The 16,737-nt window shown below is 35.3% G+C and carries 10 protein-coding genes and 1 pseudogene; 8 read left to right on the top strand and 3 right to left on the bottom strand.

Features of this window, described 5'->3' with window-relative positions:
- Positions 1-17: 17 nt before the first annotated feature.
- Positions 18-185 (bottom strand): annotated as a pseudogene (locus tag ACWA1B_RS01390) (NrtR DNA-binding winged helix domain-containing protein); the annotation flags it as partial.
- Positions 186-630: 445 nt separating this feature from the next.
- Here ACWA1B_RS01390 and ACWA1B_RS01385 point away from each other — a divergent pair.
- The 5 genes from ACWA1B_RS01385 (at position 631) to ACWA1B_RS01365 (ending at position 12,400) form a co-directional block, all read left to right on the top strand.
- On the top strand, positions 631-3,132 hold the full coding sequence (locus ACWA1B_RS01385) for a glycoside hydrolase family 2 TIM barrel-domain containing protein (RefSeq protein ID WP_456904066.1): 2,502 nt from the start codon (positions 631-633) through the stop codon (positions 3,130-3,132).
- Positions 3,133-3,327: 195 nt separating this feature from the next.
- Complete coding sequence (locus ACWA1B_RS01380) at positions 3,328-5,334, top strand: glycoside hydrolase family 97 protein (protein ID WP_456904064.1); 2,007 nt, start codon at positions 3,328-3,330, stop codon at positions 5,332-5,334.
- Between the two features lie 52 nt (positions 5,335-5,386).
- Positions 5,387-7,624, top strand: coding sequence for a glycoside hydrolase family 3 C-terminal domain-containing protein (locus tag ACWA1B_RS01375; RefSeq protein WP_456904062.1), 2,238 nt, complete (start codon positions 5,387-5,389; stop codon positions 7,622-7,624).
- A 111-nt stretch (positions 7,625-7,735) separates the two neighbouring features.
- Positions 7,736-9,682, top strand: a complete 1,947-nt coding sequence (locus tag ACWA1B_RS01370; protein WP_456904060.1) for a sialate O-acetylesterase — start codon at positions 7,736-7,738, stop codon at positions 9,680-9,682.
- A gap of 309 nt (positions 9,683-9,991) precedes the next feature.
- Positions 9,992-12,400, top strand: a complete 2,409-nt coding sequence (locus tag ACWA1B_RS01365) for a glycoside hydrolase family 95 protein (RefSeq protein ID WP_456904058.1) — start codon at positions 9,992-9,994, stop codon at positions 12,398-12,400.
- A 263-nt stretch (positions 12,401-12,663) separates the two neighbouring features.
- On the opposite strand, the gene ACWA1B_RS01360 is transcribed toward ACWA1B_RS01365, so the two are convergent.
- Entirely contained in the window at positions 12,664-13,194 is a 531-nt protein-coding gene (locus ACWA1B_RS01360; RefSeq protein WP_456904057.1) for a CvpA family protein, read from the bottom strand.
- 242 nt (positions 13,195-13,436) lie between these two features.
- Between ACWA1B_RS01360 and ACWA1B_RS01355 the strand changes: the two genes are divergently transcribed.
- The 3 genes from ACWA1B_RS01355 (at position 13,437) to ACWA1B_RS01345 (ending at position 15,427) form a co-directional block, all read left to right on the top strand.
- Entirely contained in the window at positions 13,437-13,793 is a 357-nt protein-coding gene (locus ACWA1B_RS01355; protein WP_035652978.1) for a hypothetical protein, read from the top strand.
- 122 nt (positions 13,794-13,915) lie between these two features.
- Entirely contained in the window at positions 13,916-14,935 is a 1,020-nt protein-coding gene (gene pheS / locus ACWA1B_RS01350; protein ID WP_035652981.1) for a phenylalanine--tRNA ligase subunit alpha, read from the top strand.
- Positions 14,936-15,019: 84 nt separating this feature from the next.
- Positions 15,020-15,427: a hypothetical protein gene (locus ACWA1B_RS01345; RefSeq protein WP_142451476.1), complete on the top strand. Its 408-nt coding sequence runs from the start codon at positions 15,020-15,022 to the stop codon at positions 15,425-15,427.
- 146 nt (positions 15,428-15,573) lie between these two features.
- Here ACWA1B_RS01345 and ACWA1B_RS01340 read toward each other — a convergent pair whose 3' ends face one another.
- Positions 15,574-16,569, bottom strand: coding sequence for an NAD(P)H-dependent glycerol-3-phosphate dehydrogenase (locus ACWA1B_RS01340; protein ID WP_456904055.1), 996 nt, complete (start codon positions 16,567-16,569; stop codon positions 15,574-15,576).
- Between the last annotated feature and the right edge of the window lie 168 nt (positions 16,570-16,737).

Genomic DNA, 16,737 nt, shown 5'->3' with positions numbered 1-16,737 from the left:
AGCTTTATAATCAGTGTTTAAAATTCGAAATTAAATCCTTTTTGCGTGAGTTTATAATAAATCTCAGCGTCAAATTTATACAATTTTGCTGCTTAGTGCGAAATATCTTGTTGTTTTTCATCTACAGCGACTAATAATTTCATGTGCAGCATTTTTCTTCTGAAATTAGATTTATCCATTTCGATGCTGGAAAAAATTAAGACGAGTTTAAAAAATGCCCTTGTGATTTAATCCTTGATTGACAAAATGTTTTTCGTTGTTATTTATATCTAATTTTAAGAAAATGAATTATGAATTAGCAATAATAAGTGCTTATAAATTTGAATTTATAAAAAAAACGACTTGATATTTTGTCAAAATAGAAAATTAGTTTTATACTTGTGGTCTAATTAACCATAAGAAAATATTGTTTAATTATAAGTTTTAAATAGTAAACTTAGATTAGTTATCCAGAGCATCAATGTGTTTATAACGAAGAAAGTTCAACTGGGAAAGTGTTTGTTCGATTGTTTTTTAATATAAATCAAAGCCTAAATCACTTAGATATATAAACTAACCGGTAGGTGATTGATACAGTCACTTGTCGCTATGTTTATATTTGTTTTTCAAAAACTATAAAATTATATCAAAATGAAGAATGAAAGAAAATATCTAAGCGGTAGCCTGACATTAGTAATGCTGGCAGTAATTACATTATTCAGTTCATGCAAGAAAAACAAAGAGGCCTTCAGCAGCCGAAAAGTTTCTTTTAATTCTGATTGGAGTTTTCATCTCAATGATAGCATCGTTGATAAAGATACCATTGGCGCTTCAACAAAATGGAGAACGTTAAATGTTCCGCACGATTGGAGCATCGAAGGAAAATTTGATGAAAAAAGCCCAGCCGGATATGGCGGAGGTTCTTTAAGCGGCGGTTTAGGCTGGTACAAAAAAACATTTAAAGTTGCGGCAGAAGACAGTACAAAAATAACTTCAATCACTTTTGACGGCGTTTACAAAAACAGTGAAATCTGGATAAACGGTCATTATTTAGGAAAACGTCCAAATGGCTATATTGGTTTTCAATATCAAATTTCACCTTATTTGAATTATGGCGAAAAAGAAAACGAAATTATTGTAAAGGTTGACAATTCAAAGCAACCTAATTCACGCTGGTATTCGGGTTCCGGAATTTTTAGAAATGTCTGGATCGAAACCACAGATAAATTACACGTTGCACAATGGGGAACTTATGTAACAACGCCAAAAGTTACTGCTGAAAAAGCGTCAGTTAATATTGAAACTACGATTCAGAATCAAAACAAAGCTTCAAAAAAAGCAACTGTAACAACCACTATTTTTTATGGTACGGGAAATGATCTTAGAAGAGTAGAATCGGCTAGCCAAGAAATAGCCATTGATGCGAATGCCAATCATACTATCAAACAAAATATTGAAGTTGGAAATCCTGTTTTATGGTCAGTTGATAAACCGGAATTATACACAGCAATTACCGAAATTCTAGTTGACGATAAAGTTGTAGATCAATACAAAACTAATTTTGGAATCAGAGATTTTAAATTTGATCTTGAAAAAGGTTTCCTTTTAAACGGAAAACAAGTTAAGATTAAAGGAGTTTGCATGCATCATGATTTGGGTCCGTTAGGTGCTGCAATCAACACTCGCGCAATCGCACGCCAATTAGCAATTCTGAAAGAAATGGGTGTAAACGGAATTAGAACTTCTCATAACCCACCGGCTCCAGAACTCTTAGATCTTTGCGATAAAATGGGTTTCATTGTTATGGATGAAGCCTTTGACATGTGGAAAACAAATAAAACGAAATACGACTACGCAAATGATTGGGAGAAATGGCATAAAAAAGACTTGATCGACCAATTGCTTCGCGATCGCAATCATGCGAGTGTTTTTATTTGGAGTATTGGAAATGAAATTCCGGATCAATGGAGCGAAACCGGAGTCCAGATTGCAAAAGAATTGGCTGGAATTGTTCGCAATTATGATAAAACACGACCACTTACTGCAGCGATGAATCCGCCGGTTAATATGAATATCGATGAAGTTACTTTGCAATTCGAGAAAAAGAATGTTCAAATTAACCCAATTGCTGCATCTGGAGTTTTGGATTTGATTGGATACAATTATGCGCATCAAACCTATGAACATCACAAAGAAAATTTCCCAAAAACACCTTTTATAGCAACTGAAACAACTTCTGGATTAGAAACACGAGGTTATTATGACAATGCTTCTGATGTTGTAAAAAAATGGCCACTTCGTTGGGATCTTAAATTTACAGATGGAAATCCAGGAAACACCGTTTCGGCTTATGATCAAGTTCAGGCGCCTTGGGGTTCTACGCACGAAGCAACTTGGAAAGTCATTAAAAAACACGATTACCTTTCTGGAATGTACATTTGGACAGGTTTTGATTATATCGGAGAACCAACTCCATACGAATGGCCATCGGTAAGTTCATATTTCGGAATTGTAGATTTGGCCGGTTTCCCGAAAGACGTTTATTATATGTACCAAAGTGAATGGACAGACAAAACCGTACTTCACATTTTTCCACATTGGAATTGGAAAGCAGGGCAAACCGTTGATGTTTGGGCTTATTATAATAAAGCGGACGAGGTTGAACTTTTCTTAAACGGAAAATCTGTCGGAATCAGAAGTAAAAAAGGAGACGACTTGCACGTAATGTGGAGAATTCCTTATCAGGCCGGAATATTAAAAGCAGTTTCTCGTAAAAACGGAAAAATAGTTTTAGAAACCGAAATAAAAACGGCCGCAAATCCTGATAATTTAAAATTGACTGCAGACAGAAGCACGATTAAGGCAGATGGAAATGATTTGTCATTTGTAACAGTAGATATTTTAGATGCAAATGGAACTTTGGCGCCAAATGCAAATAATGAAATCAATTTCTCTTTAAAAGGAAACGGAAAAATAGTAGGCGTTTGCAGCGGTGATCCGGTAAGTCACGAGTCTTACAAAGGTTCAAAACATACTGCTTTGAACGGAAAATGCTTAGTGATCGTTCAATCGGATACTAAATCGGGAAGATTGGAACTAACCGCTAAAGCAAACGGATTAAAATCGGCAACAATTGTAATTACAGCAGAATAATAAGTTTATAGGCTTTAAATATTTAGAAGAAGTAAAAGAAGAATATATAGTCTTGAAATGATAGTTCAATTATTTTAAATATATAGTTGTCTGTTTTAGAGAATAGCCAACAAAAAATAGTTTTTATTGAGTTTCTAAATCGGGCGAAAGCCTAATTTTCGTCCGATTTATTAAAAATGAATTAAAAAAAATATCATGAAAAAATATCTCATTCTTCCTGCTTTTGTACTTTCAGTTTCAATTGGCTTTGGTCAGAAAAACAAAAATGTTTATGAATTAGCATCGCCAAACGGACAAAATAAAATCAAATTCGAACTGGTAAAAAACGCGCCAAAATATGCTGTTTCACACGGAAAAATCGAAGTGATTTCTCCATCGGATATGGGATTTGTATTGAAAGGAAATGAAGATTTAAGTTCAAATCTTGAAATTAAAGGAGTTAAAACTTCAACATTTGATGAAACTTGGGAACAAGTTTGGGGAGAAAAGAAAAATATTCGGAATCATTATAATCAACTTTCAGTTCAATTACAGCAAAAAAGTGGCAACAAACGCAATTTGGAAATTCAGTTTAGAGCTTTCGATGACGGAATCGCTTTTAGATATGTTTATCCAAAACAAAATGTAAAAGACAGTATTTTCATTATGGATGAAAAAACGACTTTTAACTTAAAAGAAGATGGAAAAGCGTGGTGGATTCCGGCAAACAGGGAAAACCGCGACGAATATCTTTTTAAAGATGCTCCGGTAAGTACGCTTGATACCGTTTTAACTCCATTAACAATTGAAAGTAAAAGTGGTTTAGCCTTAAGTTTTCACGAAGCAAATTTGGTAGATTTTGCCAGTATGACTTTGGTAAATAATAAAGGAACAGAATTAAAATCAGATTTAGTGCCGTGGGCCGATGGTGTAAAAGTTCGTGTAAAAGATTCGTTTACTTCTTCCTGGAGAACCATTCAAATTGGCGAAAATCCGGGAGAATTGATTACTTCATATTTGGTTTTGAACCTAAATGAGCCAAATAAATTAAAAAACACAAACAGCTATTTTAAACCTTATAAATATTTAGGAATTTGGTGGGGAATGCATATTGGGAAATACACTTTTTGGGAAAGTGAAAAACAAGGCGCAACAACCAAACATGCCGAAGAATATATCGATTTTACTGCCAAAGAAGGTTTCCATCATTTATTGATCGAAGGCTGGAACAAAGGCTGGACGCCGGGTTGGTATGAAAACCGAATGCATATGTTCAGTTTCACCAAAACCGCAGATAATTTCGATTTAGAAAAAGTCGTGGAATACGGAAAGAAAAACAATATTGAATTGATCGGATACCACGAAACAGGGTCCAACTTAATCAACTATTTAAAACAAGTTGACGATGGTTTTGAATTATACAAAAAACTCGGAATTCATACCGTAAAAATTGGTCACGTAGGTTCTAAATTAAATATGAAACAAATGCACTTTGGGCAATTTGGAGTAAATTATTTCAGATATATTTTAGAAAAAGCAGCACAATATAATTTAGCCGTTTTATTTCACGAATCAATAAAAGATACCGGAGAACGTAGAACTTATCCAAACATGGTTTCAAGAGAAGCAGCGCGTGGACAAGAATACAACGCCTGGAGCGAAGGAAATCCGCCAAACCATTTAACTATTATTCCGTTTACAAGATTGCTTTCCGGACCAATGGATTTTACGCCTGGAATTTTTGATGTTGAGGTAAAACAAGGTTATCCGGGAAAAAGAATTCAGGGAACAGTTGGACAGCAATTGGCATTGTATGTAACAATTTATTCGCCAATTCAAATGTTGGCCGATCTTCCAGAAAATTACGAAGGAAAACCAGCTTTACAATTCTTAAAAGATGTTCCAACAGATTGGGAAGACACTAAAATCTTAGAAGGAAAAATTGGTGAATATATCACAACGGCAAGAAAAGATAGAAACAGCGCCGATTGGTACTTAGGAGCTTTGACAAATGAAAAACCAAGAGCGCTTGAAATTTCACTTTCTTTCTTAGATTCTAATGCAAATTACGAGGCACAGATTTATGTTGATGCCGAAAAAACTGATCAAAAACACAACCCGGAAGCCGTTGCAATTTCAAAGAAGACAGTAAAAGCTTCAGATGTTCTGAAATTGCATTTAGGAGGAGCTGGTGGCGCGGCAATAAGATTCAAGAAATTATAATTATTTTAGATTTAAAAAAAACATAACTATCAAAAACTAAAAACCACAATCAATGAAAAACAAAATGATATACCTGTCTGCAGCTCTGGTTTTTGTATTATTTACTTCTTGTAAAAATGATGCAAAAACAGCTACTTCAGAAAATGCACAGATAGAGGAATATAAAGGAAAAGAAATCGGTTCAGAACACGATGCCGAAATAGATAAATTAGTTTCTCAAATGACACTTGAGGAAAAAATCGGGATGCTACATGGAAATAGCATGTTCAGTACCGGAGCTGTTGAACGCTTAGGTATTCCGGAATTAAAAATGGCCGATGGTCCACTTGGAGTTCGTGAGGAAATCTCCAGAGACAGCTGGGCACCAGCCGGATTAACAAATGATTTTGCAACTTATTACCCAGCTGGAGGCGGTTTGGCTGCGACTTGGAATGCTGAAATGGCGCATACTTTCGGAAATAGTTTGGGAGAAGAACTTCGAGCAAGAGATAAAGACATGTTGCTTTCGCCAGCCATCAATATGGTTAGAACGCCACTTGGAGGAAGAACATATGAATATATGTCCGAAGATCCGTTTTTGAATAAGAAAATTGCTGTGCCTTTGATTGTTGGACTTCAGGAAAAAGATGTAATGGCCTGTGTGAAACATTATGCAGCAAACAATCAGGAAACAAATCGTGATTTTGTAGATGTTCAAATTGATGAAAGAACGCTTCGTGAAATTTATCTTCCAGCGTTTGAAGCTTCAGTAAAAGAAGCAAAATCGTATGCAATAATGGGCGCTTACAATAAATTGAGAGGTGAATATTTATGTGAAAACGATTATATGCTAAATAAAATCCTTCGTGATGAATGGGGATTTAAAGGCGTTGTCGTTTCTGATTGGGCTGCGGTACATTCAACAGTAAAATCTCTAAAAAGTGGATTGGATATTGAAATGGGAACACCAAAACCATTCAACGAATTTTTCCTGGCAGATAAATTAATTGCGGCAGTAAAAGCCGGAGAAATTTCAGAATCTGAAATTGATCTGCATGTAAAACGCATTTTAAGAGTTTTGTTCCAAGTAAAAGCAATGGGCGGAGGCGAACGAGCAAAAGGAAGTATTGCAACAGAAGCGCATTACCAAGATGCTTACAAAATTGCAGCAGAAGATATTGTATTATTGAAAAACAATAATAATGCTTTACCATTAAAACTGGACGGCGTTAAATCTATTGCTGTAATTGGAAACAATGCAGTGAAGAAAAATTCTTTAGGTGGATTTGGAGCGGGAGTAAAAACAAAAAGAGAAGTTACGCCACTTGAAGGTTTGAAAAACAGATTGCCTTCTTCAATAAAAATCAATTATGCTGAAGGTTATTTAGAACGTTATGACGAAAAAAATAAAGGAAAATTAGGCGATATTACATTAAACGGTCCGGTAACTATTGACGAATTAGATCCGGCAAAAGTGCAAGAAGCTGTTGAAGCGGCTAAAAAATCGGATGTTGCGGTGATTTTTGCAGGTTCAAATCGTGATTATGAAACTGAAGCTTCTGACAGAAGAACTTTGAAATTGCCTTTTGGACAGGAAGAATTAATCAAAAAAGTATTGGCAGTAAATCCAAGAACTATTGTAGTTATGATTGCCGGCGCGCCATTTGATATTGATGAAGTAACTAAAAAATCGCCTGCTGTGGTTTGGAGCTGGTTTAATGGTTCTGAAGGAGGAAATGCTTTAGCCGATGTTATTTTAGGAAAAGTAAATCCGTCAGGAAAACTGCCTTGGACAATGCCTAAAAATATTATGGATTCACCAGCGCATGCTACAAACAGTTTCCCAGGAGGAAGATCGGTTAATTATGCCGAAGGACTTTTGATTGGATACCGTTGGTTTGATACTAAAAATATTGCGCCATTATTTCCTTTTGGTTACGGATTGTCATACACCACTTTTGCTTTAGAAAATGGTAAAACAGACAAAACTTCATATGCTTCAAATGAAATTATCTCTCTTTCTGCTGATGTAAAAAATACCGGAAAAGTTGACGGAAAAGAAGTTGTTCAGGTATATTCTTCAAAAGCAGATTCTAAAGTAACCCGCGCTTCAAAAGAGTTAAAAGGTTTCAAAAAAGTATTAGTAAAATCGGGCAGTTCAGAAACGGTTACGATCCAAATTCCGGTAAAAGAATTAGCGTATTATGATGTTTCAGCAAAAAAATGGACAGTCGAATCAGGAAAATATACTTTAAAAATCGGAAATTCATCAAGAGATATCAAAACTGAGATTGCTATAACAATTCAGTAAAAAGAAAACAGTAAATTTACCATATAAGGAATATAAGAGATTTAAGCTAACCGTGAGGCTGAACTTAAATCTCTTATATTCCTTATATGGTTTAATTTTATATTAGAAAAAATGAAAAAAATCACACTCTTTCTTTTACTTCTATGTGGCATAATGGCAAACGCCAATGTAAAAATGCCGCTACTATTTTCAGACGGAATGGTGTTGCAACGCAATAAAGCAATTCCGGTTTGGGGTTTTGCTGATGCCAATGAAAAAGTAGAAATTCATTTCAATAAACAAATCAAAAAAACGCAGGCCGATAAAAACGGAAAATGGACTGTCAATTTAGATGCTGAAAAAGCCGGCGGACCTCTTGAACTTGTTATTATCGGGAAAAATAAAATCACGATTAAAAATGTTTTAGTTGGTGAAGTCTGGATTTGCAGCGGACAATCGAACATGGAATTTCAGGTTTCTAAAACTGTGAATGCAGAAAAAGAAATAAACAATGCTGAATATCCTATGATTCGTCATTTTGGTGTTGAGCGAGATTTTAGTGGAATACCAAAAGATAATTTAAAAGCCGGAAAATGGGAAGCTTCAAGCAAAGAAACAGTTGGTAATTTCACTGCAGTCGGATTTTATTTTGCACGAAAATTATATTCGGAATTAAAAATCCCAATCGGAATTATCAATACATCTTGGGGTGGAACCAATGTTGAAACCTGGACGAGCCGTGAAGCATTTGAAAAAAGCGATGAATTCAAAAACATGATTGCCGATGTTCCGGTTATGAATGTCGATTCTATTTCAAAATTGTACGCAAAACGTATGAGCGAGAGAATTGAGAAAATTCAAGGAACTCCAGTAAGCACAGCAAATGAAAATACGTTCAAAGAACTTTCTTTTGACGATAATTCCTGGGGCGAATTAAATACGCCAAGCATATGGGAAAGTCAACATCTTGGCGATTTAGACGGCGTAGTTTGGATGCGAAAAACTATTACACTTTCTGCAGAAGATATTAAAAATAAAGCAACGTTGAGTTTAGCAAAAATCGACGACGAAGATATTACATACGTAAACGGAATTGAAGTTGGAAAAAATTTTCAATATGATGTCAAACGTATTTATCAAATACCAGAAAATGTTTTAAAAGAAGGAAAAAATGTAATTGCCGTGAGAATTGTCGATAACGGCGGAGGCGGAGGTATTTATGGAGAATCGGAAAATCTAAAGTTAACTTTAGGAAGCAAAGTTATTCCGCTTGACGGAAAATGGAAATTCAGAGTAGTTGTTGTAAAAACAGCTTTATCGCCAAATAGTTATCCGTCATTATTGTACAATGCAATGGTAAATCCGTTAATTCCTTATGCAATAAAAGGTGTTTTATGGTATCAGGGCGAAACTAATGTTTGGCGAGCAAATCAATACAAAAAAGCATTTCCGTTAATGATTACAGACTGGAGAACAAAGTTCAAACAAGGCGATTTTCCTTTCTACTTCGTGCAATTATCTACTTTTGATGAATTTGGAGGAAACAGCAAAAAAGGAAGCCGTTGGGCAGAACTTCGCGAAGCACAATCTGAAACTTTAAAATTGAAGAATACCGGAATGGCCGTTACCACAGATATTGGAAACGCAAAAGATATTCACCCAACTAACAAACAAGATGTTGGACTTCGTTTGGCAGCAATTGCATTGAATAATATTTACGACAAAAAACAAGTTTTCAGCGGTCCAACTTATAAATCTCAGGAAATAAATGGAAATCAAATTATATTGACTTTCGATCACATCGGCAGCGGATTATCAACGCCAAATAACGATGAATTAAAAGGTTTCGAAATCGCTGGCGCAGATAAAGTTTTTCATTCCGCGAAAGCGATAATAAAAGACAACAAAATTATCGTTTCCAGCGATCAGGTTCAAAATCCTGTTGCGGTCCATTACGGCTGGGCAGACGACGACACACAAATTAATCTTTTCAATAAAGAAAAATTCCCGGCATCGCCTTTCAGAACTGATAATTGGGAAATGATTTCGGCAAATGAAATATATAGAGTTAGTAAATAGTCCTTAGTGATTAGTAAAAAATTTCTGGGCGTGATCCCGTTATCTAAACTGGACCGGGCTATACGCACTACTTCGGTAGTTTGCTTCTATCCCTCACGCGAACAAAGGTGATAAGAAATTTTCCGTTAGGAATAATTATTTGTTATTGCAAGATTAACGCGATAGTTTTGTCATTCCGAGGAAACGAGGAAACTCCACAAAGTAAATCTTCAATCTTTGTCGAGCTACTAACGAAGATTCCTCGTTCCTCGGAATGACAAGATTGCAGAAATACCAGATGTAAAAAACATGACCAAAAACAACAATCCTATGAATCCCAAAATCATAAAAAAAACATTTCTCTTTCTACTTCTCACATTTTACCACATTAACATCTCGGCGCAAACCAAAAATATTTTATGGTACAAACAACCCGCAGAATTCTTTGAAGAAAGTCTTGTTTTAGGAAACGGAAAAATGGGAGCAACTGTTTTTGGTGGTGCGAATTCAGATAAAATTTATCTGAATGACATCACGCTTTGGTCGGGTGAACCTGTTAATGCTAATATGAATCCGGAAGCTTACAAAAACATTCCGGCAATTCGCGAAGCTTTAAAAAATGAAAACTATAAACTTGCTGAAGAATTAAACAAAAAAGTTCAAGGCAAAAACTCGGAATCGTATGCGCCTTTAGGAACATTAGAAATCAATAATTCCGAAAAAGGAAGCGCTGTAAATTATCATCGCGAACTGGATCTTTCAAATGCAATTTCAAAAGTAAGTTACGAAATGGCAGGTATAAAATATACACGTGAATATTTTGTGTCAGCGCCTGATCAAATTATGATAATCAAATTAACAGCCGATCAAAAAGGCGCTTTGAATTTTGACATTAATTTAAAAAGCCTTTTACAGTCAAATGTCGAAGTGAAAGGTAATATTTTGGTAATGAAAGGCTCTGCGCCAATTCACGAAAATGCAGGATATACCGTTTTGCCAAAATACCTAAGCATAAAAGAAAGAGGAACAAAATTTACGACTTTGGTCCAAATCAAAAAAACCGACGGAAAAATTACAAGCTCAAGGGAATCTTTAACTTTAAAAGATGCAACCGAAGCCATTATTTATGTTTCAGTTGCAACCAGTTTTAATGGTTTTGATAAAAATCCGGCAACTGAAGGTTTAGATGATATTACAATGGCATTGCAAAATTTGAATAAAGCGTACGCAAAACCATTTGATAAAATAAAAGAATCTCATATCGCCGATTATCAAAAATTCTTTAATCGCGTCAATTTAGATTTAGGAAAAACTACAGCGCCAGATTTACCAACAGATGAACGTTTATTACGTTACGCCGACGGGAAAGAAGATAAAAATCTGGAAATTCTGTATTTTAATTTCGGACGTTATTTGTTGATCAGTTCATCCAGAACAATTGGCGTTCCAGCAAATTTGCAGGGACTTTGGAATCCGTATATGAATCCGCCTTGGAGCAGTAACTATACAATGAATATTAATTTGGAAGAAAACTATTGGCTGGCAGAAAATACCAATCTTTCAGAAATGCATTTGCCACTTTTGAGTTTTATAAAAAATCTTTCTGTAACAGGAAAAGTTACGGCAAAGACTTTTTATGGAATAAATGAAGGCTGGGCAGCCGCTCACAATTCGGATATTTGGGCAATGACCAATCCGGTTGGACAATTTGGAAAAGAAGAACCTATGTGGGCATGTTGGCCAATAGCCGGCGCATGGCTGAGTACGCATATTTGGGAACATTATATATTTACAAAAGATGTAGCTTATCTTAAAAAAGAAGGTTATCCGTTAATGAAAGGTGCAGCCGAATTTTGCTTAAACTGGCTTGTGACGGATAAAAATGGAAATTTAATAACATCGCCATCTACTTCGCCAGAAAATCAATATAAGTTAGCAGATGGTTTTGTCGGAGCTACTTTATATGGAGGCACTGCAGATTTGGCAATGATTCGCGAATGTTTTGACAAAACCATAAAAGCTTCAAAAGTGCTGAATGCAGATGCTGCTTTTAGGGAAAAATTAGAAAAAGCGCTTGAGAAATTTCATCCGTATCGAATTGGTAAAAAAGGAAATTTGCAAGAATGGTATTTTGACTGGGATGACAACGAGCCAAAACACCGTCATCAATCGCATTTATTCGGACTTTTTCCAGGAAATCATATTACGCCATTAAAAACGCCAGATTTGGCTGAGGCTTCGAGAAAAACGCTCGAAATAAAAGGCGACGAAACAACAGGTTGGTCAAAAGGTTGGAGAATTAATCTTTGGGCACGACTTTGGGACGGAAATCGCGCTTATAAAATGTATCGTGAATTGCTACGTTACGTAGATCCAGATAAAAAGAAAACCGAAAGACCAAGACGAGGAGGGGGAACGTATCCGAATTTGTTCGATGCGCATCCGCCATTTCAAATTGACGGAAATTTTGGTGGTGCAGCAGCCGTTGCCGAAATGTTGGTTCAGTCAGATGAAAATGAAATTCGTTTACTTCCTGCTTTGCCAGACGCTTGGGAAGAAGGTTCTGTAAAAGGAATTTGTGCAAGAGGCGGATTTGAAATTGAAATGAACTGGAGCAATAAAACGATTCAAAAATTGATCGTTTCTTCTAAAATCGGCGGAAAAACAACTTTGATTTTCGGGGATAAAAAGCAGGAAGTTGTTTTGAAAAAAGGAGAGAAGAAAGACATTAGTTGGTAAGGGTTTCGACTTCGCTCAGCATGACAACTCAATAGTAAACCCGACAGGTTTTTAAAGCCTGTCGGGTTTCGTTTTTTAAAGCTTTGGAGAAGCGAAATGTTTATAGAAAAGATGAACATCTACGATTGAAGCTCCATTGGAGCGACATGTGTTATGACAATATAAATTATGCTGCTCCCCTTGGACTCTTTTTCTTTGTGTAAATTTTATTTCTATAAATATTTTGCTCCGCTGGGGCTTTATCGAATGCGGTTATAATTTTTTTATTCTTTTTCTTCTGGTTTCTCAGAATGATGTTTTTTAAAACTTTCGTACCATTTTTCGATGGAAGGATACACAAAAGCGGCTACTTTTTTCACCGGATTGTAAAAAATAGATTTATCTAAAGTTTCTTGTTTGGCAAAAGTATTGTTGAAGTTTATTTTTTCGAACAAAGCAATAAAAATACTCAGAATTAAGATGCTTTTTAAAATTCTAAAAAACCCGCCACCCAGTTTGTTCATCCAGCCCAACATGGCAAAATCAGCAATTCCGGTTAATATTTTGGCTAAAAAGTAAACACCAATTACAACCAGAATAAAAGTGAGGATAAAAGCCGTAATTTGAATGTTTGTGGGATTCCAGGAAACATGTTTTGAAATCACTCCGGTCATTAATGACGAAAATTTAATGGCAAGATAAATTCCTAACAGCAAAGAAATAAAAGAAGCAACTTCTACAAAAAGACCATTTTTTATGCCTTTGTATAGACTGTAACATAAAAGTGCGCCTACAATAATATCAAAAAAACTCATGCTTTGGTTTGGTGTTTAATGAGGCGTAAAGATATGCTTTTTTTGAGGTTCAGAGGTTCAATGAGACAAACGTTCAGAGGCTTTTTGTAGTGCTTTTTTGGTATGTGTTTATTTTTTTAGGTGCAATGTAGTGAACTATGTATCTTTGCAATTCAAATTTAGAGTTCAGATTGCGATTCTGCCCCCTCAGAATAGATTTTTAATCAGCAATCTAAAATCTACAATCTAAAATCATAATCAAAATGTCTAGAGATACACAACTAAAAGAGCGATGGGAAAAGCTCGTTGATATACTTTCAAATCAATTTTCGCAAGGCGAAGATCTGGATTTGGATGCCATAATTTACCTTATTGGAGTTCAGGAATTCGGGAAAATACACCGTGAATTCAAAAAAGATGAAAAACTGAACTTAATGCACATCGCAATATGTCGATTATTAGAACCTTACGGATTTTATGAATTCGAATATTTTGATGAAGATGGATGGCCACATTACAAAATAAAAGAGCAATTGCCACCATTGAAAGCCGGAGAACAATCGGTTTTGATGAAAGAAGCCATTGTAAGTTATTTTTTAGAAAGAAACCTTATCGAGTAGTTTTTAGCTACAGTGATAGTCGTAGTTTACAGAATTATTGGTTTCAAAACTGAAAACTGTGACTGTGACTGCACACTTTAAACTAAAAACACTAAATTTGTATTCTCAAGAACCGAAGGAAAATGATAGATAAGATAAAAGTACATATAGAGGAAGCAAAGGCCTTTAATGAGAAAAATAAAGAATCTTTAGAGCAATTCCGAATTAAATATTTAGGAAGTAAGGGGTTATTAAAAGAACTTTTTACTGAGTTTAAAAATATTCCAAATGATCAGAAAAAAGATTTTGGACAAGTAATCAATACCTTAAAAGCTGTTGCTGAAGAAAAAGTTAGAGTTATTCAGGAAGAGCTTGAAAGCAAAGAAGAAGTTAAAGGTGCCTTTGGTGATTTGACTCGTGCTGCTGAGCCAGTAATTGTAGGATCTCGTCACCCGATTTCGATTGTAAAAAATCAGATTATAGATATTTTTGCCAATATTGGATTCAATGTTTCTGAAGGTCCGGAAATTGAAGACGACTGGCATAATTTTACTGCATTGAACTTGCCAGAATATCATCCGGCGCGTGATATGCAGGACACATTTTTCATTCAGACAAATCCTGATGTGCTGTTGCGTACGCATACATCATCTGTTCAGGTGCGTTATATGGAAAATCACAAACCGCCAATTCGTACTATTTCTCCGGGACGTGTTTTCCGTAACGAGGCGATTTCATCTCGTTCGCACTGTATTTTCCATCAAGTGGAAGGACTATACATTGACAAAGATGTGTCTTTCGCTGATTTGAAACAAACATTGCTTTATTTCACTAAAGAAATGTTCGGAAAATCTAAAATTCGTCTTCGTCCGTCTTATTTCCCATTTACAGAACCAAGTGCTGAAATTGATATTTATTGGGGATTAAAAACCGAAACTGATTACAGAATTACAAAAGGAACTGGCTGGTTGGAAATTGGAGGTTGCGGAATGGTAGATCCAAACGTTCTTAAAAACTGCGATATCAATCCAGATGAATACAACGGATTCGCTTTCGGAATGGGAGTAGAGCGTATCGCAATGCTTTTATACCAAATTGGCGATATCAGAATGTTTTATGAAAACGATGTTCGTTTCTTAGAGCAGTTCAAATCAAATATATAATTTAAGTCGAAAGTCTAAGGTCGAAAGTCATAAAGTCTTTACTTTGTGGCTTTCGACTTTTCGACTTTTAAACTTTTGACTAACATGAAAAAAGATATAATAATTCCAGAAGTTGAAAACGTGTTTCTTGCAGCGGTGCAGGAGTGGAGCGACGATTTTATGGAAAAAGTGTGGTACGCATATCTGGTAAACGATAGCGACTTTAATTTAGACAGCGTGATGGTTGTTTCAAAAGCATTTGGAACGATTGATGGTGAAATGAAAAAAACTTCGATTCTGCGTCATGCATTTGTTGAAGTTCCTTCGGTTTCTGTTGTTAAAATCGAAATGATTGAGAAAAGTCTTTTGGTTTTGAATAATGAATTCATGGTGACTTTCTTCATCGGGAATACTTTATACGACAAGAAATTCATCTTTAAATCGAACCTAATCAACGAAAATAATACGGAAGAAGTGCCGATTTTGTTTGTTGAGGGCGTGATGGTTAAGTAGAGAAAAAAGAAGTAAGAAACAAGAAGGAAAACTTCATAGAAATAGAATAAAGAGAAAGAGCCAAGACTAAAATTCAGTTTGGCTCTTTTTTATTTGTAAGAGAACAAGTCTTTTCTCTTGTTTCTTGCTTCTTTTTTTCTAAAAACTTAATCCAAAGATTCAGTCAATTTCCTAAATACAGATTTCGCGTCTTTTCCTTCGTATAAAACAGCATAAACGGCATCTATAATTGGTGTTTTTGCACCATAACCTTGATTTAGTTTATAAGCACTTTTTGTTGCATAATAACCTTCGGCAACCATGCTCATTTCCATCATTGCGCTTTTTACGGTATAGCCTTTTCCAATCATATTTCCGAACATTCGGTTTCTTGAGAAAACGGAATATCCAGTAACCAATAAATCGCCCAAATAAGCCGAATCATTGATGTTACGTTTCATTTTATGCACTTTTCTGATGAATTTCTTCATTTCACGAATCGCATTACTCATTAAAACCGATTGAAAGTTATCGCCATAACCTAAACCATGAGCTATTCCGGCAGCAATAGAGTAAATGTTTTTCAACATCGCCGCATATTCAGTTCCGATAATATCGTCTGAAATTTTAGCTTTAATGTAATTTCCTGAAAGTGATTTGGCAACGTTGCAGGCTTTTTCAGGATCGCCACAAGCAATTGTCAAATAAGAAAGTCTTTCTAGCGCCACTTCCTCTGCGTGGCAAGGACCTGTAATAACACCAATATTGTAATATGGAATATCATATTGAATATGGAAATGTTCTCCAACAATTAAGCTTGTTTCAGGAACGATTCCTTTAATTGCCGAGAAAATAATTTTGTCTGATAAAGAAACCGTCATGTTTTTCATTTCGGCATCTAAGAAGGCAGATGGGATAGCGAATATTAAATAATCGGCATATTCAATTGCTTCGTTGATATTGTTGGTTAATTTAAGTTTTTTAGTGTCAAACTCTACTGAACTTAAATAGTTTGGGTTGTGTTTGTATTTTTGAATGTGCTCGATCGCAGCATCGTTGCGCATGTACCATGCAATCTCAGATTGATTTACGCATAACATTTTTGCAATTGCAGTTGCCCAGCTTCCTCCACCAATTACTGCAAATTTTAAATTTTCGCTCATTATTTTAATAATTTAAAACAAAAGTACTTAATAATGTAGTAATAATACAAAATCTGATTTAAGAAATTTGAAAAACGCCTTTAAATACCGCGGTTTTTCAAGTGGTTAGAAAAAAAACAAAAAAATATTTTACGTTGTACACAATAAAACAACTAACCTTACGTTGTA

It is taken from the genome of Flavobacterium xizangense, from assembly GCF_054075145.1.
Note: the sequence above shows the minus strand (reverse complement) of the source record. Positions and strands in the feature narration are given on the sequence as shown.